9 protein-coding genes and 1 pseudogene are annotated in these 21,441 nt (G+C 62.8%); 7 read left to right on the top strand and 3 right to left on the bottom strand.

Features of this window, described 5'->3' with window-relative positions:
* Positions 1 to 27: 27 nt before the first annotated feature.
* The 3 genes from ACN28R_RS22160 to ACN28R_RS22150 are packed head-to-tail and all read right to left on the bottom strand — an operon-like array spanning position 28 to position 4,836.
* A complete protein-coding gene (locus tag ACN28R_RS22160; protein WP_095835492.1) occupies positions 28 to 1,806 on the bottom strand; it encodes an ABC transporter ATP-binding protein in 1,779 nt (592 codons plus the stop codon).
* The gene (locus ACN28R_RS22155; RefSeq protein WP_183096776.1) at positions 1,803 to 3,572 is read right to left on the bottom strand and encodes an ABC transporter ATP-binding protein; all 1,770 of its coding nucleotides are present in this window, start codon (positions 3,570 to 3,572) and stop codon (positions 1,803 to 1,805) included. The genes ACN28R_RS22160 and ACN28R_RS22155 overlap by 4 nt, the downstream gene beginning before the upstream one ends.
* On the bottom strand, positions 3,565 to 4,836 hold the full coding sequence (locus ACN28R_RS22150) for an MFS transporter (RefSeq protein WP_095835491.1): 1,272 nt from the start codon (positions 4,834 to 4,836) through the stop codon (positions 3,565 to 3,567). The genes ACN28R_RS22155 and ACN28R_RS22150 overlap by 8 nt, the downstream gene beginning before the upstream one ends.
* Before the next feature lie 189 nt (positions 4,837 to 5,025).
* On the opposite strand from ACN28R_RS22150, the gene ACN28R_RS22145 reads away from it, so the two are divergent.
* The 7 genes and pseudogenes from ACN28R_RS22145 to ACN28R_RS22115 all read left to right on the top strand — a co-directional run.
* A complete protein-coding gene (locus ACN28R_RS22145; RefSeq protein WP_095835490.1) occupies positions 5,026 to 6,051 on the top strand; it encodes a helix-turn-helix transcriptional regulator in 1,026 nt (341 codons plus the stop codon).
* Between the two features lie 387 nt (positions 6,052 to 6,438).
* Entirely contained in the window at positions 6,439 to 9,300 is a 2,862-nt protein-coding gene (locus ACN28R_RS22140; RefSeq protein ID WP_145957988.1) for a TonB-dependent receptor domain-containing protein, read from the top strand.
* A gap of 80 nt (positions 9,301 to 9,380) precedes the next feature.
* Positions 9,381 to 10,193, top strand: a complete 813-nt coding sequence (locus tag ACN28R_RS22135; protein WP_095835488.1) for a hypothetical protein — start codon at positions 9,381 to 9,383, stop codon at positions 10,191 to 10,193.
* A 203-nt stretch (positions 10,194 to 10,396) separates the two neighbouring features.
* Complete coding sequence (locus ACN28R_RS22130; RefSeq protein WP_236840166.1) at positions 10,397 to 12,223, top strand: type I secretion system permease/ATPase; 1,827 nt, start codon at positions 10,397 to 10,399, stop codon at positions 12,221 to 12,223.
* Positions 12,220 to 13,581, top strand: a complete 1,362-nt coding sequence (locus ACN28R_RS22125; RefSeq protein WP_220701756.1) for an HlyD family type I secretion periplasmic adaptor subunit — start codon at positions 12,220 to 12,222, stop codon at positions 13,579 to 13,581. Before ACN28R_RS22130 ends, ACN28R_RS22125 begins: the two co-directional genes overlap by 4 nt.
* Positions 13,582 to 15,096: a TolC family outer membrane protein gene (locus tag ACN28R_RS22120; RefSeq protein ID WP_095835486.1), complete on the top strand. Its 1,515-nt coding sequence runs from the start codon at positions 13,582 to 13,584 to the stop codon at positions 15,094 to 15,096.
* A 92-nt stretch (positions 15,097 to 15,188) separates the two neighbouring features.
* Positions 15,189 to 21,326 (top strand): annotated as a pseudogene (locus tag ACN28R_RS22115) (amino acid adenylation domain-containing protein); the annotation flags it as partial.
* Positions 21,327 to 21,441 lie beyond the last annotated feature (115 nt).

The following is a 21,441-nucleotide window of genomic DNA, read 5'->3' as shown; positions in this document are numbered from 1 at the left end:
GTCAAATTTTCTCCAATTGTTTTTTTGTCAGTGGCCCGCGTGCCAGTTCTTGGCGGCTTGCTGAGCCTGCCACATGCGGGCATAGCGCCCTGCACGGGCCAACAGCTCGGCATGCCGGCCTTCTTCGAGCATCCGTCCGCCATCGATGACCAGGATCTGGTCGGCCGCGGCGATGGTGGAAAGCCGATGCGCGATGACGATCACCGTACGTTCGCGCACCAGCGCGTCGATGGCCGCCTGCACCGCCACCTCGCTTTCGGCGTCCAGCGCGGCGGTGGGTTCATCCAGGATCACGATCGGCGCATTCTTCAATATGGCGCGGGCGATGCTGATGCGCTGGCGTTCGCCGCCCGATAGCCGCCCGCCAATGTCGCCCACGCGGGTGGCATATCCCTCGGGCAGGCGGGTGATGAACTCATGGCAGTACGCGGCGCGGGCGGCGGCCTCGACCTCCTCGTCGCTGGCCTCTGGCCGAGCCATGCGGATATTGGCCAGGATGCTGTCGTCGAACAGGTATACGTCCTGGAACACCACCGAGATCAGCGCGTTTAGTTGCTCCGGCGCGATGGCGCGCACATCCACGCCGCCAATAGTGATCCGCCCCGTCTGGGGGTCGGCGTGACGCATCAGCAACCGCGTCACCGTCGTCTTGCCCGCTCCCGACGGACCCACCAGCGCGGTCAGACTGCGGGCCGGCAGCGCCGCCGAAAAATCACGTAGCGTGAGCTGCCCGCCTCCCGAATAGGCGAAACTCACCCCGGTGAAGTTCACGTTGAAATCCACCGGCTCAATTGCCGACGCTTGCTGCGGCAACGGCTTGATCGCCAGCAGCGCGTCGATCTTGCCCAGCGCCGCTTCAACCAGGTCGATGAGCTTGGCGTACAGCACGAAGGTCGCCAGCGGCTCGCCAAAGCGAGCCACGATCGCCATCAGCGCCGCCAGGATGGCGATATCCAGCGTGCCTTGCACCACGAACAGCGCGCCCGCGAATACCACCAGCAGGATCGCCAACTCCATCACCGTGGCCAGGATCAGGTTCGGCTTGGCGCCTTTCTTCTGGCCGATGGTCTGGATGGCTTCCAGATGCGTGAAGCTCGACTGCAACGTCGCCGCCCGTTCGCCTACGCAGCAGGCGGCGCGCAGCACCGGCAACCCCTGGGTATATTCCAGAATGTCGCTGCTGGCGCGTTCGTTGGCATCGGCCAGCATGCGCATGCCGCGTCCATAGGCCGGGCGGCGCCAGCGGTACAACGGAATCAGCAGCGGGAACACCAACAGCAGGATCAGCCCCATGCGCCAATCGAACCACAGTGCCGCCAGGGCCACCGCCACCGGCGTTATCAGGGCGACGGCCATCATGTTGGCGACGGTCAGGATGTAGCTCAGCGTCTCATCCACATTGCCCAGCAGCGTGGCGTTCACGCCACCGGCGCGCTTGTCTTGCAGCACCGCCAGCGGGATCCGCCGCAACTGCTCGCCCAGTTCGGTGCGCAGCTCGTGCGTGTTGCGCACCATGTCGCCACGGTAGTCGAAACCCTGCGCCCACCAGCGGATGGCGGTGCTCGCCAGCATCAGCGCCGTCATCGCCAGCAGCCAGGGCAATGCAGCCGGCCAATTCGCCGCCGGGATCAACGCCCGGAACAGCGGCATCAGGCACGCCAGCGCCAGGCCCTGCACGATGGCGGCAACCGCCAGGCCAATCAGACTGGCTCGCAATCGCGGCGCACGGCTGCGCGCGCTGATCATCAGTTGACGCCAAGTCTCTCGAAGCGGGGTGATCGGTGAGGCGGATTGCGATGTACTCATGCCTGTTCTCCCGCCAGCGTCCAGTGCTGCGCTCGCTCGTAGCTGCGCCGCAGTCGGGCATAGACACCGCTTTGCGCCATCAACGCGTCATGGCGGCCGCTCTCGGCCAGACTTCCCTGGTCGAAGACCAGGATCTGGTCGGCATCGCGGATGGTCGAAAGCCGGTGCGCCACCATCAGCACCGTCTTGCCGCGCATCAGGTTGGAGAGCGCCGCCACCAGCGCCGCCTCGTTTTCGGGATCGGCGAAGGCGGTAGCCTCGTCCAGCACCAGGATCGGTCGGTTCTGCAGGATGGCTCGGGCGATGGTGATGCGCTGGCGTTGCCCGCCGGACAGGAAAACGCCCCGCTCGCCCGCGGGCGTGTCGTAACCCTGCGGCAGCGCCATGATGAAGTCGTGCGCCTGCGCCGCCCGGGCGGCATCGATCACCTCATCCATCGTCGACTCGGGCATTCCCAGGCGGATGTTGTTGGCAATGGAGTCGGCAAACAGAAAGGTGTCCTGGAACACGAAGGCCACCTGCCGCATCAACGTCTCTGGCAGCATCTCGCGCACGTCCACGCCGCCCACCCGGATACAGCCCGCACAGACATCCCAGAAACGCGGAATCAAACGCGCCACCGTGGTCTTGCCCGCGCCCGAGGGGCCAACCAGCGCCGTCACGCTGCCCTGGGGCGCATCGAAACTCACGTCCCGCAACACCAGCGCGCCATCAGGGGAGTAACGGAAATCGACATGCTCGAAGCGCACACTCGCGTCCTGTGGCGCCTTTGCGCCAGCGGCATCCACCACCGGCAGTTCCGGTTCGGCCATCACCTCATGAATCCGGTGAATGCTCATCTGCGTTTTCGCCACCAGGTGCTTGAGCGACATCAGCGGCAGCAGCGATTCGGCCATGCCGGTGCCGACCAGCAGCACCGCCAGCCAGGTGGAAGCGGCCAGCGCGTCACGGCTGATCAGCCAACCGCCCAGCCACACCAACGCCGCCAGAGTGGGCAGCGGATTGAGGATGGCCATCGACAGGCGGGACGATACCCCCGCCATCCGATACCACTGCAGCACCACTTCCACAAATGCATCAAGTGCGCGCTGATAACGCTGGAACGTGGTCGTGCCGGTGTCGAAGGTGCGCACCACCGGCATCGCCTGCACATACTCCACCACCGCCTTGCTGACGTTTTCGCCGGCGACATGATAGCGCCGCATCATTTCACCGCTGCCGCGCATCGCCAGTGACACCACGGCCATGCCCACCGCCAGCACCGCCGTGGCGGCCAGCGCCAGCCGCCAATCCAGCAGCCATAGCAGCACAAAGGTCAACACCGGCGAGACATAGGCGCGGGCGTACAGCGGCGTGCTGTCGGCCACGAACACGTGCAGCGCCTTCACGTCCTCCATCATCACCTTGGTCAGCGCGCCGGAACCGGTCTGCTGCACATAGCCCAAAGGCACCCGAGCCAGGTGCTCGGCCAGATCGGTGCGCAACCGCGTCTCCAGCCGGAAGGCGGCATAGTGCGACTGGTTGAATCCGGTCAGCCGCAGCACATAGGCCAGCACCGTCAGCGCCACGGCCGACAGCAGGGCCGGCCACGGCCATTGCCCTGGCGACGCCATCAACCCATGCACCGCCCAGGCCAGCGCGCATAAGGCTCCCAGCGCGGCTGCCGCCGCCAGCCCGGCCAACAGCATGGCGAACCGAATCTGGCCCTGCACGGGCCGCATAATGGACCAGACGCCGCTCGTGGCCTGAGAATCATGCTCACGCATGCTGTGCCGCCCCCTGTGCGTTGCTATCCAGGGAAGGCGCTTTGCGTTTGACCACCAGCGCCGCCGCGATGGCCGAAGCCGCCGCGAGCCCGAAACAGACGCCATAGCCCAAATGCTGCGACAGCCAGCCTCCGGCAACGCCGCCAGCGATGGCCAGCAAGGCATCAGCGCTCTGGAACAGCGTGAAGTCCAACCCGGCCTGTAGCGGCGAAGCAAGCCCCATCAATGCCGAATACAACGCGACCCAGACCAGGCCCAGCGTTGCTAACATCAGCCCGATCAGCATCATCAACACCGGCAGCGGCGCCGACGGCACGGCCAGCGTCAACGCAACCAGCACGCACGCCTTAAGGCTCACGGCAACCCAGACCGCTCGCCAACCCGGCGCGCAGCGCGCCAGCACACCACCCAAGACCGCCCCCGTCAGCCCCGCTCCGATATGCAGCGAGCCGAACAACCAGCCCAACTGCTCAAGACTCATACCGCGATCGAGCAGAAACGGTCCGAACATACCCAGCGTCAGGCGCACGCCGATACTCGATAACAACATCAGCAGCAAGCCGCTGCGCACCTCAGGGCGGCGCAGCGCGTGCAGCAGCCCGGGGCGGTGGCTGACGGCCGCCTGCGCCCGGTCGCGCAGTGGCTCGCGCAGCAGCAGCATCGGCACGCTCAACAGCAGCATCGCCAGGCTGGCCGACAGCAGCGCCCACGGCCAGCCCGCCAGCCCGGCCACCAGCAGGAAGCCGCCCGCGCCCAGCATCGCACCGACATAGTTGCCGCCCACCTGCGCCACATTGCCCCAGCCGCGCTGTGGGCTCGCCAACTGCTCCACGGCGAAGCCATCGCTGGCCACATCGGTCGTCGCCGCCACCAGCGCCGCGAGCAGCAACCCACTCAGGATCCAGCCGGCATGATCGGCCAGGGAAAGATGCCCGAGCAACGCCGCCAGGCCCAAACCCAACAGGATCGCCGCGATCAGCCATTGCCCCGCCAGCACCAGGGTGCGCGAACGCCGTTCCAGCCGGCCGGCGGGCAGGCGCCATCTCTCCACGGCCGGCGCCCACAGAAAGCGAAGCCCCCAGGGCACCCACAGCAACGCGGTCAACCCCGCCACCTGCAACGAAGCACCCGCATCGCGCAGCAACGACGGCAGCGCCTGGGTGGTCAATGACGTGATGACGGTCTGGCTGATATAAATGCCTGCAATTGCGGGCAGCACCTGCCGCGCACTCAGGCGCGACGAAGCCAAGGAAGATATCGACATAGTAATCAGAGTCCACGGCCTGATACGGGCCTTTGTCATGTGCTATTTGCGGGTAAATCACCATTGCCGGCGCTTATTTTGTTCAATTGGCCACAATCTGGGTATATAGTGATATTGATTATCATTACGCCAACTGAAAAGCGGCGCTAACGGTTTACGGAAAAAATTTGATGTTTAGGGAAAAAAATTATGGCGGGGAGTTTGGACACCACATCCGACCAGCCAGCCCTTGACCCAAGCAAGCTTCAGGAAGAAGGGCTGGAAGGCGTTCATGAAGACTGGCGGCACGCCGTGCACATATACCAGCCTTGCGAAGGGCTATGCATCAGTTGCATCAACGGGCACCCTGGCGGCAAATGGGCGTTCCAGGCCGAAGGGCCTCCCGCCTTCAGCGTGAACATTCTTCTCGAAGGCCGCATGCAGGCAGCTTTCGATGATGGCGCCGTGCTCGATGCCCGGGCCGGTTCCGCCATACTGATGGCCACCGGCCAACATGCCACTGGCTGGGATGTACTCGACGGCAAATCCGATGGCGCCTTCCGCATGCTCAGCATCCACATGCCGCAAACCGCCATGGCCGGCCTGACCGGATTACAAATGGACGACCTGCGCAAACGCATCTGCACCGTCGCAGGCGACCAACCGCACATTGACGCTTTCCTGGGCGTGATGCCCGCCTCCAGTTGCCTGCAACGCGTGGCCTGCGATCTACTCGGCTTCGACTGCACCTATCCCGGCCCCTGCATCTCCCGCGACCTATACCTGCGCGCCAAGGCCTTCGAGGCCATCGCCTGCTTCCTGCGCGAAAACCTCTCACAACAGCAGCTCAACTTGCCCGTGCCCGCCGACCGCCAGCGCCTGGTCAAAGCGCGAGTCCTGCTGGAGAAGCATTACGAACAGGACTGGAGCGTGCAATCCCTCGCACGGACCGTCGGCCTCAACGAAAAACGCCTGCAATCGGGCTTCCACGCCCTGTACGGCTGCTCCGTTCATGTGTGCCTGACACGCATACGCATCGACGCGGCTATCGCCCTATTGCGGCGCGGCGTCTCCGTGACGGAAACGGCCGCAACGGTTGGCTTTGCCCACCTTAGCCACTTCAGCCGCATATTCCGCAGCCACACCGGCATCTCGCCCAAGCAATGCGCCCTGGGCATCACCACCAGGCCGCAGCAACCACTCGCGGCCCCCTCCGGCCAACCGCACCAGCGCTAATCCTGCGTCTGAGGCCAAGCCACGGTGTGGCCGCGCCATGTTCCGCCTCCTCTCTCGCTTTGCCGCACAAAAACAAAAATCCTCGAAAAGTTAAATTTTTCCCGAAAACTGTTAGCGGGCTTGACAGTTTTTCGTAAAGATTGAATTTGGCTGGTAGTGGACTGCCGAGCCGCAAATGCTCCATAAAAACGCACACATTCTCTTCGTCATGAGGCAGTTGCATCACCGCAGGGACGCAGATCAAGTCTTGCGGGTCAGACCTACACAGTCACAGGCGAGAGGTAGATTTCGCTCATTAATGTAAATGCCTCTCATTATATTTCTAATTCGTATTCAGGGAAAAATTAGATGGCGTTCAAAAAAAACAGAGCTGGGGCGAATGAGGACATGCCACTTGCCAGCCGACGAGAACGACCGGGAAACACCTCGGCCGGATTAGGCAGGGAACGCTTGCGACCCAGCCAGATATGGCTGGCCATCATATTGGCGTTGACCGGGCAGCAAACGCTGGCCCAGCAAGCCCAATCCCCGTTCTCTCCTGAACAAGAAGAAAAAAAAACCCCTGCCGCCTCCGCCGCTACTCAGACCGATGACGCCGCACACGCTCTTGATGAAATAGAAGTGATCGGTATTGCCGAAGAAGAAAAGAAGACGATCGGTAATACCGCCGGGGCCAGCAAGGACGATGTCGAGCGGCGCAAAGCCAGCCATATGAGCGACCTGATCGACCAGATATCGGGCACCTCGGTGAACAGCCTTTATGCCCGGCCGGACGTCTCCGTCGGCGTGCAAGGCATTGCCGGGCATGGGCGCGTTTCTCAGTCGCTCGAAGGGATTAATCAGAATTTCCACGCTTTTACCAAAGATATCGGACAAACCGGCTCTATTTTCGTTGACCCCCAATTTTTGAAATCCATTGACGTAACCCGGGGGGTCAATACCAGCACCGGCGCGCTGGGGAGCCTGGGAGGAACGGTTGATTTCCGCTATCTGGACGTGGATGACATCCTGAGCCCCGGCAGAAGTTTTGGCGGAATGGTTCGCGGCTCCACCGGGTTCAGCAAATACGCTAACGGACAAAAACCCTCGGGTTCGGCTTTTCTGGCCAGCCGCACCGAGCGCTGGGATTTTATGCTGGGCGCATCCGACAGTGAGAACGACGCCTACAGCGTCGGCAGTCATTTCAATGAAGGGGATATGCTGCGCTATACCCATGCCAAGAATTTTGGGTTTTGGCTTAACGACGGAGCACAACAGCAATCACCGAACAACTGCCGCTATTCGGGAGTGCTGGGAATGTCGGGAGGATTTCAGGACGGCTTCCACAATTGCCAGTTTAACAAGCAGCAAGTGCAATGGCTGAAACAGGCTGCCAAATCAGGCGCGTTGACCGGTACCGAGAAAAAAAGCGATTCCCAAATGCTGAGAATACGTCACTACTTCAACGACGCCTATAACCAAAGTCTGGAACTGTTCGCTACCGCCGGCCATGCAAAATACCAGACCGATCAGGAGCCGGAGGTATGGGTGACGACGGATGGCGGAAATGCCTATTGGGGGAAGAAGATCTGGTCTGTCGGCGCGGAATTGGACAACCAGGTGATCAGTCTGAAATACAAGGGGGCCTTTTCCGATTGGGTCAACCCGGAAATGCAGTTTTATCACGAAAAGCAGGAACGAGAACAGCGCTGGACAGGTGTCCCAGGTTCATACGGCATGGGAGAACCCATGCATTATTTCGTCGAAAATGCATCGAACGGATTGAAGATCAGCAACGCCAGTCATTTCGATGCACCGAAGATAGGTCCTCTGCGGCTGGATACCGGGCTGGAATTACGGCGCACGGATAAAGAAGTCGACAGTCTGACCGAGGATCAGTGGTATCAAAAGCATCAGCAAAGCCAGGGGTACGATTATAAGGAGCTGGTATGGGATCCGGATTCCCGCAACGATACCCTGGCGCTGGCGCTGGCATTAAGCACCGAGGACAGCGGCCCATGGCAGGCCAGCGTTGGGGTTGGCTGGCAGCGCGTATCAATGGACGTCTATTCGCCGATGTTCGAGTCCGGGAATATCACCAAGGCGGGTACACTGCCAACTTACGGATCTCTTAGAAATCTTTATCGCAGCCAGGGGTATTCGTCCAGCGAGGCCCGGCAAATGGCTTTGGCTGCAGCATCGGAATATATCAAAGATTTTCATATCGATGATGATAGCGGTGACACTCGCTATATTTCTGACAACCAGAAGCATAACTACAACCTGAAGTCGGCCAATTTAGGGCTGCAATATACCCGGCCGGGTTCCGGTCTGACCACCTACGCCAGCATCGGCTACGGCGAGCGCGCGCCCACCAGCAATGAAATGTATATCAACGGCGTGTGGATGAGACAGGGCTTTACCGCCAACCCCGACCTAGAACCGGAAAAAAATATATCCCTGCAACTGGGCGCGAATTACCAGCGTGCCGGTTGGCTGGCGCGCGAAGATAAGATCGATGTGGGCGTCGGCTTCTACCGCAACCATATCCGTAATTATATTGGCTACGGCCCTATCGTAAGAAGTGGTGAGCCGCTTAACGAACAGGGCGGTACGCAGGTAGCCAACAGTTACGTCGCCAATGTCAATAATCTGGAGACTGTGATTCGCCAGGGGTTCGAGCTAAATCTGGCCTATCGCCAGCCGCTGTTCTATCTGCGCGGTAATTTGACCATTCCGCTACGCCACGACAACAAGATGTGCAGTTGGCAGTCGCCTAGCGGGCAAGCTTATTACAGGAGCACGGATACTGATGGCAACACCGTCTATACCCCGATGGGCAAGGGCAAACGCCTGTGCTATTCCGGCTGGAACTGGATGGAAACCAGCCTGATCGAGCCGATCCGCAGCAGCCTGACCGCCGCGCTGACGCCCTATGAGGGCAAACTGGAACTGGGCGCCACCGCGCATTTCCGCGGCAAACAGCGCGCCGCCTACTATTACGTCGATAGCGTTCAAAGCTCTGGCAGCGGCCATCCCAGCAATAGTTCTTCGGCCACGCTGCCGAATGAAAATGGCTGGATAGAGGCCTATCTCTGGCCCAGGGTGATCAAGCTGGATTTGTTCGCCAACTACCGTTTTAACGACCAGCTCAAGGTCGGCCTCTATCTGACCAACCTAACCGACCAGATGGAGGCGACGCCGACTACGCTGGGCTACAACTTCTATCCCGGCCGCACTCTGACGGCCAATCTGGAATACCGCTTTTAAGCATGCGCCGCTTCAGTCATCGGGGCTGAAGCAATTCTGGCCGGAGCGGCGACCGGCCACAGGAAACAGGAGAAGGCATTATGTCTTTGCAATCTGAAATCACCACGTGGCGGGACGCCTACGACGAAACCGGAATCGGCACCCATAACCCGGCCTATATCGGCTCCATTCTGGCAGTAAACGGCAACTACTACACCGGCAACGGAATCTACGACCCATCGGCAGCCGCGCCGACCTATGAAATCTACGATTTCAACTGGTACGCGGGCCAGGGTATCGATTCCAACACTTCGTTTGGCGGTAAATACCTATTGTATTCCGAATCCGGCTTCTCATGGGACACAACCTATAACTCGGCCATCGGGTCGTACTCGTTCGTGACCAACGGCAGCCTGGACAACCTGTATCTGGGCTACAACCCGACCAGCGATACCGGCGTAGCTCCGGCTGCATCCACCCTGACGACGTTCGATGCCTATGAGCCTTTGTTGGTGGTCAGCGGCTTCGATATCGCGGTGGATGCGGTGGCGTCCAGCGTCTTTGGCGTGGCCGACGGCAACAGCGCCATCAGCGTGAGCAACTCCACATTCAGCGGCATCCTGGCGAATGCGTCGCTGTACGACTCGGCCACGTTGAATTCCGCCGTGATCTATAGTCTGGCGTTCGACAACACCGACATTTCGGCCTTCGAGTTCGTACTGGACAATTATCTGGGATCTCTGGGGGTAGACATCGACACGGCGACCTGGGCGCAAATCGACACCGCTCTGGCTGACACCGGCGTCTCGATCGCCTACTACGACGAAGCTGGCGACTACGCCTCCGGCGGCGTGATCACCGAGGCGCTGGCTTCGGCGGCGGCAGTCGAAAGCGACCTCCTGCTGGCCGCGTAAGCAGCCATTCCAGAAATGTAAGAGGTTTGGTAACCGGCGCGACGGCACTTTTTTGACGGAAGGGATCGCCGCTTTCACCGGGGTCTGGGGTTGTTAGGTCAGGCTCCGTTTTCCGGAAGCCGTCGATTTTAGCGGTTTGCGGAAATACCTGCAAAGCAAATTGCGCGCAGGTTTCGGCTTTCCCTGCGATTGCGGGGAGGGGGATGTTTTTTCCGCAAAAAGCAGGAGACGCGATGACGGCGGGCAAATCCCGGTCGGCAGAGGGTGTGCATGGCGAACTGGCTCGTGCTCTGCTGACCTACAAACGCAGTTTCATGCATATCGGCGTGTTCTCGGGCGTCATCAATATCCTGATGCTGGCGCCTGCCCTGTACATGCTGCAAGTCTATGACCGGGTTCTCGCCTCCGGCAACGAGATGACGTTGCTGATGCTGACCGTCATCCTGCTGGGCATGTACGCCTTTATGGGCGCGCTGGAGTGGGTGCGTTCCCTGGTGGTTCTGCGTCTGAGCACGGGCTTCGACCGTAAGCTGGCGCCGCGCATCTTCGACGCCGCCTTCAGCGCCAACCTCAAAACCGGCCAGCTCAATGCCGCTCAGCCGTTGGACGACCTGCAGCAGTTGCGCCAGTTCGCCACCGGACACTCGCTGTTCGCGCTCTTCGACGCGCCGTGGTTTCCGGTGTACGTGCTGGTGATGTTCTATTTTCACCCGCTGCTGGGCTGGTTCGCGCTGAGCGGCACGCTGGCGCTGATGGCAGTGGGTTGGCTCAACGAACGGGTCAGCCGCCCCCACCTGCAGAAGGCCGGCGAGCTGGCGATTGCTTCTCGCCGCGATGCCGGAGCCAACCTGCGCAACGCCGAGGCGATTGCCGGCATGGGCATGCTGGCCAACCTGCGCCGCCGCTGGGCCGGGCAGCATCTGGGCTATGTGCGCGAGCAGAACCTGGCCCGCGCCCGCATGGCGAAGATCCAAGGTTGGAACAAGGCGCTACGCATGGCGGTGCAATCGCTGGCCTTGGGCCTTGGAGCCTGGCTGGTGCTGCGGCACGAGATGACGGCAGGCATGATGATCGCCGGTTCCATCCTGCTGGGCCGTGCGCTGTCCCCCATCGACCAGATCATCGGCGCCTCGCGCCAGTGGACCCAGGTGAAAGAAGCCGAGCGGCGACTGAGTCAATTGCTGAACGACTTCCCGCCGCTGGTCAAGGGCATGGACTTTCCCCGCCCCGCCGGCGCGTTGGCGGTGGAGCAATTGCTGGCCGCCCCGCCCAATCAGACCCAGCCGGTGCTGCACGGCATCCACTTCAGGCTGGAACCGGGCGAGACGCTGGTGGTGATCGGCCCTTCGGGCGCGGGCAAAACCACGCTGGCGCGCTGTCTGGTCAATGCCTGGCCGCCGCTGCGCGGCAAGGTGCGGCTGGACGGCGCGCCGCTGGATCAGTGGCGGCCGGAGTCCCTGGGCGCGCTGATCGGCTACCTGCCTCAGGATGTGCAACTGTTCGCCGGCACCGTGGCCGAAAATATCGCCCGCTTCAGCGATATGGACGAGCGGAAGGTCATCGCCGCCGCGCAGATGGCTGGGGTGCATGAGCTGGTCCTGCAATTGCCCGAGGGCTACCAGACCCGCCTGGGCGAGAACGGTCTGGGGCTTTCCGGTGGCCAGCGCCAACGCGTGGGACTGGCCCGCGCCCTGCACGGCGAACCGTGCCTGGTGGTGTTGGACGAACCCAACGCCAACCTGGACGAAGCCGGCGACGCCATGCTGGCCCAGGCCATTAACCGTATCAAGCAGGCCGGCATCACGCTGGTGCTGATCACCCACAAGCCCAACATCCTCAAGCGAGCCGACAAGCTGCTGGTGCTGCATGCCGGCGCGCAGGCCGACTTCGGCCCGCTGACCGAGGTGATGCAGCACATGCAACGCAGTGCCCAGCCCCCCTCTCCCTTGCCCCAGCCGCCAAACCGGGTGATGCCTCTTCCCGCCTACGGGACAGCCATGAATTTCGCACAGCGCAAGGAGGGAGCATGAGCGCGCAACCGGGCATGCACTCGGCGGCGCCGGATACGGATCCGATCGACCCCAAGGACGACTTGCTGTCGGTAGACGACAGTCACTTCGTGCGCCTGGGCTGGCTGATCGTGTTGGTGGGCGTGGCCGGTTTTCTCAGTTGGGCGTTGCTGGCGCCGCTGGATGCTGGTGTGCCGGTGGAGGCCAAGGTGGTGGTCAGCGGCAACCGCAAGACGGTACAGCCGATCGTCGGCGGCAGAGTGCAGCGCATCCTGGTGGCCGAGGGCGATACGGTACGGCAGGGCCAGGTGCTGGTGATGCTGGAGCCGAACGTGGCGGCCAACCAGTTCGATTCGCTGCGCTTCCAGTTTCTGAGCAATCTGGCGACGGAAAACCGACTGGTGGCCGAGCGCGACGGGCTAGCGAACATCCGCTTCGATAAACGACTGTTGCAGGCCGAACGCGAGGGCAATCTGCTGGCCGAGGAGATCATCCAGGCGCAGCAACAGTTGTTCGACAGCCGACGCAGCGCCCAACAGGCCACGCTGGACGGTCTGGAGGCGACTTTGCTCGGCCTGCGCGAGCAGCGTGACAGCCTGCAGCGCATCCTGCAATCACGCCATGACCAGCGCGAGACCTTCGAGCGGCAGTTAGCCGGGCAGCGCACGCTGGCCGATGACGGTCTGCTGGCGCGCAATCGCCTGCTAGAGTCGGAACGCCAGTTCCTGCAACTGGCTGGTTCCGTCGCCGACGACCAGGGCCGACTGGCGCAGTTGCAAGGTCAGGTGCGGGAATACCAGTTGCGCCTGATCCAGCAGCTCGAGGACTATCAGAAGGAACTGCGCACCATGCTGGCCGAGACCCGAACCCGAACGGCGGACCTGGGATCGCGCCTGGACAGTGCGCAGTACGACGTGGCGAACATGCAGATACTGGCGCCGACCGAGGGCATCGTCGCTGGCCTGGCGGTGTTCACCCAGGGCGGCGTGGTTAGCGCCGGCGACAAACTGATGGACATCGTGCCGCTGGACCAGCCGCTGATGGTGGAAGGCAAGCTGCCGGTTCAGGAAGTGGACAAAGTGCATACCGGCCAGCCGGTGGAATTGGCGTTCGCCGCCTTCAACCGCGCTTCCACACCCAAGCTGGCAGGCACCGTCAAGACCGTCTCCGCCGATCGCCTGGAAGATCCGCAAGGCGCGCCCTACTACCACGTCGAAATCAGCGTAGACGACCTGCAGAACCGTGAGGTGCTGCCTGGGCTGCAGCTACAGCCTGGCATGCCGGTGACTGCCTTCGTCAAGACGGGCGAGCGCACGCTGATGAATTACCTGCTCAAGCCGCTGCGCGACCGCACCCGCCTAGCGCTGACGGAGGAGTGAATGAGACAGCGCAACAAAGCAGTGGGAAAGTTTGAGCCGGACAGCGCGTTCCTGCAACTGCGTTTGTGGCCGGGGTTACGCAGACTTGGCAAAACACCGCCTCCTGTTTCGATCTCCGTGGCGGCGATACTGTGGTTGACGCAGGGTACGCCGACGGTCTGGGCGCAGCCGCTGCCGGATTTGCAGGCACCGCCATCGCACAAACTGAATACGCGGCGGCAGACGCAGGCGCTCGACCTAGTTCGGGCCTACGAACGCATGCTGCTCAACGACCCGCAAATGCATGCCGCGCGCGCCGCCCGCGATGCCGGCCGGGATGCAGGCAACATCGCCCGCGCCGCGCTGCTGCCGCAGGCCTCGATCAACTACCTGCGCAACCGCACCAGCCAGACCGAGTATTACGACACTACGGCATCCGGGCCGCAGAGCGTCAAAGACAATTTCTACGGCCGCCGCGCCGGTCTGACTATCGAGCAGACGCTGTTCGACTATTCGGCCATCAGCACCTACCGCATGGGAAAAACCCAGGCGGAATATGCCGAGGTCCAGTATCGGCTGCAATTCCAGCAAGAAGCGGTGGCCCTGATCGACGCCTACCTGAACGCGCTACTGGCACGCGACGCCGTGGTTCTAGCCCGCCGCCAGTTGCGTGTGTACCAGGACATGCTGCGCGACAACGAACGAATGATGGCTCAGGGCGAAGGCACCCGAATCGACATCCTGGAGGCGCGCGCGCAGATGGGCGCCACCCAGTCGGAGCTGGTGGGGTACGAGAATGCCCAGGCCGACAGGCTAGGCGAGCTATCGGCGCTTCTTGGCGGGCCGGTGCTGGCGCACGAGCTGTTGGCCATCGACCTGGAATCCGTTCTGCCGTCAATTCCGGAGAATGCTCTGACCGCCTTGCAGCAGGACGCCCTGCTGGAGAACCCGGAGGTACAGGCGGCACGTCTGGCGGTGCGCTACAACGATCAGACCATCGAGCGAGAGAAAGGCCAGTTCATGCCTCGTGTCTCGCTCTACGCCGCCCATGAGCGGATCGTGTCGGACACCGTCAACAACCGGGGCCGCGACTACAAAACCAACACCATCGGCGTGCAGGTGTCGATTCCGCTGTTCAGCGGCGGATCCAGCTATTACGCCACGCGCCAAGCCATCAACCGGCGTGATCAGGTGCGCTACGAATTGGAACGAATCAACGCCTCCACCGCCGCCACGCTGGAACAACATTACCGCGTGTTCGCCACCAGCGCCGGCCGCGTGCGAACGCTGCGCCAAAACGTAGCTGACGGCGACGCCCTGGTCGATGCCATGCGCAAAAGCGTGGCCGGCGGCGAACGCACCAACACCGATGCGCTGCACGCCGAGCGCCAGGTTTACCAGGCGCGGCAGGCGCTGTTGCAAACCTATGTGGAGTGGTTTCAGGCCTACGCGAAGCTGCAATTCTACGCCGGCCGGTTTTCTGAAGACGACGTGCTGTTGTTGAATCGGCAGTTGGTTGCACAGGCACCTTTTTAGAGGTGTTCCGGCGCGTCATTACCTCTTTTTCGGGATAGATGCGCGGCGACACCGCTTTTTTGCCAATAGATAGATCGAAGGAGCCGGTTCTGATGAAGGACTTAGTTCGAACCAGAGAAGAAGAAATGAATGGGGTTGATAGCTCGCTGCGCGAAAGCGTCGCTGCCGATCTCGGGATACCGGCGCAGCAGTTGGATGACGATGCCAGCTTTCTGAAGCTGGGCATGGACTCTATGCGGCTGATGGCCTGGATGCATCGCCTGCGCAAACGCGGCCACAAGATCAAATTGAGGGATTTGTACCAGCAGCCGACCCTGAGAGGGTGGAGCAAACTGTTGCGGGATCACCCAGCCGGTGCGCATAGCGCACCGGCGAATACGCCGACGTTGGTGCAAGCCGCCTCCCCCGCGTGGCCGACCATGGCCGATGGCGAACCGTTCGCCCTGACGCCCGTACAGCATGCCTACCTAGTGGGTCGTGCGCCGCATCAGACGTTGGGCGGCGTGGGTTGCCACTTGTACCAGGAATTCGACGGCGCGGGTTTGGATGCCGATACTTTAGAGCAGGCCATCGGCGCGTTGATAGAACGCCATCCGATGCTGACGGTGACTTTCCTCAACGATGGCCGCCAGCAGCGCCGGCCCGGCACTCGCTGGCGCGGGCTGACTCTGCATGATCTGCGGGCGTCCTCCTCCGCCGAGTGCGAGGCGCACCTGCAGGCCATGCGCAAACGCCACGGCCACCGGGTATTGGCCGTGGAACAAGGCGAAAACGTCGATTTCCAGCTCACCCTGCTACCCAATGACCGCCACCGGCTGCATGCGGATATCGATCTGCTGGTACTGGACGCCGCGAGCTTCAGCCTGGTGTTTGATGAATTGGCGGCGCTGGTGCGCGGCGAGCGGCTACCGCCGGTGAGCGTGGACTACGATTTCCGCAGCTACCTGGCCCAGGCGGCCCAGGCAAACGAAGCGGCCCGCCAGCAGGCGCAACGCTTCTGGATAGCGCGGCTGGACAGCCTGCCCGAAGCGCCGCAACTGCCGCTGGCCTGCGAACCGAAACAGATCAAACAGGTGCGTATCTCACGCCGGCAGGTGGAAATCCAGGCCGAAGATTGGAGGCGTTTCAAAGCCTGCGCCGGTGAATATGGCGTAACGCCGACAATGGCGCTGGTCACCTGCTTTGGCGCGGTACTGGCGCGCTGGTGCAGCCAGCCGCGGCTGTTGATGAACCTGACGCTGTTTGATCGCCAGCCGCTGCACTCCGCAGTGGACGGCATGATTGCCGACTTCACCAATATCCTGTTGTTGGACATCGCCGGTGAAGGCGCGTACTTCGATGCACTGGCGCAGGCCAACCAGCAGACCTTCACCGATGCCTACGAGCACCGGCACTGGTCTGGCGTGGAGCTGCTGCGCGAGTTGCGCAAGACGCCGGGAGCCTATCCGCATGGCGCACCGGTGGTGTTCACCAGCAACCTGGGGCGTCCGCTGTTCGGCCAGGATGTGGAACGCACGCTGGGCGCGCCGGGCTGGGGCATTTCCCAGACGCCGCAAGTCTGGATCGACCATCTGGCCTATGAGCATGCCGGTTCGGTGTTTCTGCAATGGGACAGCAACGAAGCGCTGTTCCCGCCGGGGTTGCTCAATGCCATGTTCCAGACCTATGTGGGCCTGGTGCGGCGTCTGCTTGAGCAGCCGCAGACCTGGCATGAAGACGTACCGGAGCTGATGCCGGAAGATCAACGGATAATGCGGGCGCACATCAACGAACCTAAGGAGCCGGGCCGCGATCCGGCGCCGGAGGGTTTGCTGCACGAGGGCTTCTTTCGCAAGGCGCAAGAATGTCCAGAGGCCGTCGCGCTGCTGCACGGCGAGCGCCGTCTGACCTATGGAGAACTGGCCGAACAGGCCCGGCGTTGCGCGGGTGCGCTGGCGGCCCACGGCGTAAAACCCGGCGATACCGTGGCAATCAGCATGCCGAAAGGAATCGGCCAGATCATCGCGGTACTGGGCGCCTTGTATGCAGGCGCGGTATATGTGCCAGTTTCGCCGGATCAGCCACGGGAGCGTCGGGGGACAATTTACCAGGGAGCGGCCACGGTTCTGGTGCTGGTATGCAAAGGCGCCCGCGACGATATGGCGGAAGGCTCGGCGGACGGTATGACATTCCTATGCTGGCAGGATGTTCTTGGTCACGCGCCTTTGCCCGCCCCTCGCGCGGTGGATGCCCGGAAACCGGCCTACATCATCTACACCTCCGGTTCCACCGGAACGCCCAAGGGGGTGATCATTTCCCACCGGGGGGCGCTGAATACCTGCCTGGAGCTGAACCGCCGCTATGCCGTCACGGCGAACGATCGGGTACTGGCATTGTCGGCGCTGCATTTCGACCTGTCGGTTTATGACATTTTTGGCCTGTTATCGGCGGGCGGCGCGCTAGTTCTGCTGGATGAAGGTCAGAGGCGCGATCCGGCTGCCTGGTGCGAAGCCATTGAGCGCCACGGCGTGACGATCTGGAACACGGTTCCGGCGCTGCTGGACATGTTGTTGACCTACAGCGAGGGCTTCGGGCTGAAGGCGCCGGCATGGTTACGGGTGGCGATGCTTTCGGGCGACTGGATCAGCCTGGACCTGCCTGCGCGCTACCGTACCTTCCGCCCGGATGGCCGCTTCGCGGCGATGGGCGGCGCAACCGAGGCGTCCATCTGGTCCAACGTCTATGAGGTGGATGACGTGCCAGCTGACTGGCGTTCCATTCCCTATGGCTACCCGCTGGCCCGGCAGAAGTACCGGGTAGCCGATGCGCGGGGCCGCGACTGCCCGGACTGGGTGCCGGGGGAACTGTGGATCGGCGGCGAAGGCGTGGCGCTGGGCTATTTCAACGATCCGGATCGCACCGCGCAGCAGTTCGTGACGTGGGGTGGCGAGCGCTGGTACCGCACCGGCGACATGGGCTGCTACTGGCCGGATGGTCGGCTGGAATTCCTCGGGCGGCGCGACAAGCAGGTCAAGGTCGGCGGTTATCGCATCGAGCTGGGCGAGATCGAAGCGGCGCTGCTGAAGGTCGAGGGCGTCAAGAACGCGGTGGCGCTGGCTGTGGGGGAACGGGAGAAATCGCTGGCGGCTTTCATCGTGCCGCAAGGGTCGGCGCTGTTCCGCGCGCTACCCGAAGACCCGATGTTGCCGGTCGATTATGCGCGGCTGGCGCCGCGTGATGCCGTGTCAGCCGGACAAACCGAACCGGAGTATGAAGCCGGCATGGCGCGCCTGGTGGCGGGGTTTCTGTACGAAAACCTGACCCGGCAAGGCGTGGACTTGCGCACGTCGCTCACGGTTCAAGACGTGCTTGACCAGTACGGCGCTCAGCCTCAATGGGCCGGGCTGCTGACGCGCTGGCTGGAGCATCTGTGCGCGGAAGGCTTTTTGCAATGCCGGACCGAAAATCGCTATGCGCCGGCAGGTGAAATGCCTCAGCCCTGGCAACCGGCAGGCGGGCACGCGCTCTGGGAGGTAGCCAATGCGCTGTCGGCGCAGCATGCGCCCCTCGCCCAGATCCTGCGTGGCGAGCGGCCCGTGCAAACGCTGCTCAATCACCCGTTCTGGGCGCCGGAACAGTTGTTGCTGCGCACACCGGGTATGCAGACGGCCATCGAGGCGCTGGCCGGTACGGTACGGGCGCTGGCAAAAATACTGGGGCGCCCGGTACGGCTGCATGAAGTGGGCACGCGCAGCGGTCTGGCGGCGGCGCAACTCCTCCAGCATCTGCATACTGAGGACGTGGAATACACCGCGTGGGACGAATCGCCGGAGATGGTGCTGCGCGCCTCGGAAAACCTGCAGCGCCATGCACATGCCGACGCACGGCGCTGGCATGCCGAGGTATCGCATGAGGAGCGGCATCAGGCCGATCTGGTCTGGGTTAACAATGCTTTACACCGGTTGGGCGATGCCGGCGTACAGGCGGCGCTGGCGTTGGCCGCGCCTTCGGCTCTGGTATGCGTTCATGAGCTGCGCGAGGCTTCCAGCCTGGCGCTGATCTCCGCCGAACTGCTGGCCGATGGGAACGCTGGCGGCCTGGCCCGGCGACTGCACGATACGCACGGGTGGCAGACGCTACTGGGCCGGCAAGGCATACACGGCAAGGCCAGTGGTCTGACAGGCAATGTGCAATGGCTGGTTCTGCGCGCGCCGCGCGAGGTACTGCGGCCCGACAGAGGCAAGCTGTCCGCTGCTTTGCGCAATCTACTGCCGGGCTACATGGTGCCGCAACGGCTGTTCTTCCTGGATGCCTTACCGCTGACCGCTAATGGCAAGGTGGACCATCGCGCTCTGGCGCAGCGCTGTAGCCGATGCCAGCCGGACGTGAAGGCTGAGCGCCAGTTGCCACAGAGCGATACGGAACGGACCGTGGCGGCGCTGTGGCGCGATCTGCTGAAGACGGACACCGTTTACCGGGACAGCCATTTCTTCCGGATGGGCGGCGACAGCCTGCTGGCAACGCGTCTGATCGGCGAATTGAGCCGACGCGGCTATTGCGCCGGACTGGGTGATCTGTTCGATTTTCCGGTGCTGGCGGCGTTTGCCGCAACCGTGCGCCGCAGCGATGCCCAAGGCGGATTCCGCCTGCGCCGCGATCCGGCCGCCCGATATGCGCCTTTTCCACTCACCGACGTCCAGCAGGCCTACCTAGTCGGCCGCCAGCCGGGCTTCGCGCTGTGCGGGGTCGGCTCGCATTTCTTTGTTGAGTTCGAGGTCGCCGATCTGGATGTGCCACGCTTCGAGCGGGCGATGAACCGACTGGTCCAGCGACACGACACGTTGCGGACGGTGGTGCGCAACGGCATGCAGCAGGTGCTGCCGGAGGCGCCGCAATTCACGCTGAGGCGCCATCAGGTTCCCGATCTGAACGGCGAGCAGGCCGTGGCCCTGCGCGAACGGCTGGCCCGGCAGGTACTGGATCCGTCGAGCTGGCCAGTGTTCGACATTCAGGAAGCGCACGTGACCAAAGGCGCCGAGGCGCGTCTGTTCGTGTGCCTGGACAACCTGATGCTTGATGGGCTCAGCATGCAGATCCTGCTGGCGGAGCTGGAACAGCTCTACAGTAACCCGGAGCAGGACTTACCCGAACTGGAAATTGGCTTTCGCGACTACCTGGAGCATCTGCATCTGCGCGAGGTCAACGCAGTGTCGCAGGCGTATTGGGCACGGCGCCTGGACAACCTGCCGCCGGCGCCTCGCCTGCCGCTGCGCTGCTATCCGGCCGAAGTCGGCGTGCCGCATTTCGCTCGGCTGTCGGCTCAGCTTTCCGCACCGCTGTGGGGGGCGCTCAAGGCGCGCGCCCGCTCGGAGGGACTAACGCCTTCGGCGTTGCTGCTGTCCGCCTACGCCGCCACGTTGTCGGCTTGGGCGGAGCGCGACGATCTGTGCCTGAACCTGACGCTATTCGATCGCCAACCCCTGCATCCCCAAATCGAACAGGTATTGGGGGACTTTACAACCTTGCTGTTGCTGGCTTGGCAACCGGCTGGCGACTGGCGCCGCAGTGCCAGACAATTGCAGCAACGCCTGCGCCAGGATCTGCTGCATCGAGACGTGTCGGCCATCCAGGTGATGCGGCAACTAGCCCGGCGCGCCGGGCAGGCGTCGGCGGTCATGCCGGTGGTTTTCACCAGCGCGCTGGGCTTAGAGCAGGAGCGTTTTCTGGCCCATTCTTCTTGCATGAAGCCGCTCTGGGGGCTGTCGCAGACGCCGCAAATCTGGCTCGACCACCAGGTGTATGAGTCGGAGGGCGAGTTGCGTTTCAACTGGGACTACGTGCAGGCGTTGTTCGAACGGCAGCAGATTCAGACCATGTTCGACCGCTATGTGGCCCTGCTTCGGCGGCTGGCGGCCGATGACGCAGCCTGGAGCATGCCGCTGGATGCATTGGTGCCGCGGCTGGAGGGCGTGCGCCGATCGCCGCCGCAAGCCGACGATGCGACGACCGCCATGCCGCCCACAACCGTTCAACCGAAAGCGGCGGCACTGCGTACCGATGACGTGCTGGTGCAGGCGTTGTGCCGCCATTTCGAACGGGTGGTCGGACGGCCGATCCAGCCGCGCCAATCCTTCTTCGATGCAGGAGCCACATCCCTGAAGTTGGTTCAGTTGCATGTACACCTGACGCAGACCGGCCATAGCGGCCTACTGGTGACGGACCTGTTCGCCCATGCCACGCCGCTGGCCCTGGCGACGCACCTGCACGACGCGTCGGGCGAGGCGGATAACGCCGCCAGCATCAACGAGGAGCGCCGCGAACTGCTGGCGCAACGCAAGACACGGGCGCAACGCCGACGTGGGAGCA

Origin of the sequence: Brenneria goodwinii, assembly GCF_002291445.1 — a bacterium.
Lineage (GTDB): Bacteria > Pseudomonadota > Gammaproteobacteria > Enterobacterales > Enterobacteriaceae > Brenneria > Brenneria goodwinii.
Note: the sequence above shows the minus strand (reverse complement) of the source record. Positions and strands in the feature narration are given on the sequence as shown.

Bases quoted from the DNA above. Each gene is read 5' to 3' on its own strand.
- ACN28R_RS22160 (WP_095835492.1), bottom strand. From the start codon at position 1,806: ATGAGTACATCGCAATCCGCCTCACCGATCACCCCGCTTCGAGAGACT.
- ACN28R_RS22155 (WP_183096776.1), bottom strand. From the start codon at position 3,572: ATGCGTGAGCATGATTCTCAGGCCACGAGCGGCGTCTGGTCCATTATG.
- ACN28R_RS22150 (WP_095835491.1), bottom strand. From the start codon at position 4,836: ATGTCGATATCTTCCTTGGCTTCGTCGCGCCTGAGTGCGCGGCAGGTG.
- ACN28R_RS22145 (WP_095835490.1), top strand. From the start codon at position 5,026: ATGGCGGGGAGTTTGGACACCACATCCGACCAGCCAGCCCTTGACCCA.
- ACN28R_RS22140 (WP_145957988.1), top strand. From the start codon at position 6,439: ATGCCACTTGCCAGCCGACGAGAACGACCGGGAAACACCTCGGCCGGA.
- ACN28R_RS22135 (WP_095835488.1), top strand. From the start codon at position 9,381: ATGTCTTTGCAATCTGAAATCACCACGTGGCGGGACGCCTACGACGAA.
- ACN28R_RS22130 (WP_236840166.1), top strand. From the start codon at position 10,397: ATGTTTTTTCCGCAAAAAGCAGGAGACGCGATGACGGCGGGCAAATCC.
- ACN28R_RS22125 (WP_220701756.1), top strand. From the start codon at position 12,220: ATGAGCGCGCAACCGGGCATGCACTCGGCGGCGCCGGATACGGATCCG.
- ACN28R_RS22120 (WP_095835486.1), top strand. From the start codon at position 13,582: ATGAGACAGCGCAACAAAGCAGTGGGAAAGTTTGAGCCGGACAGCGCG.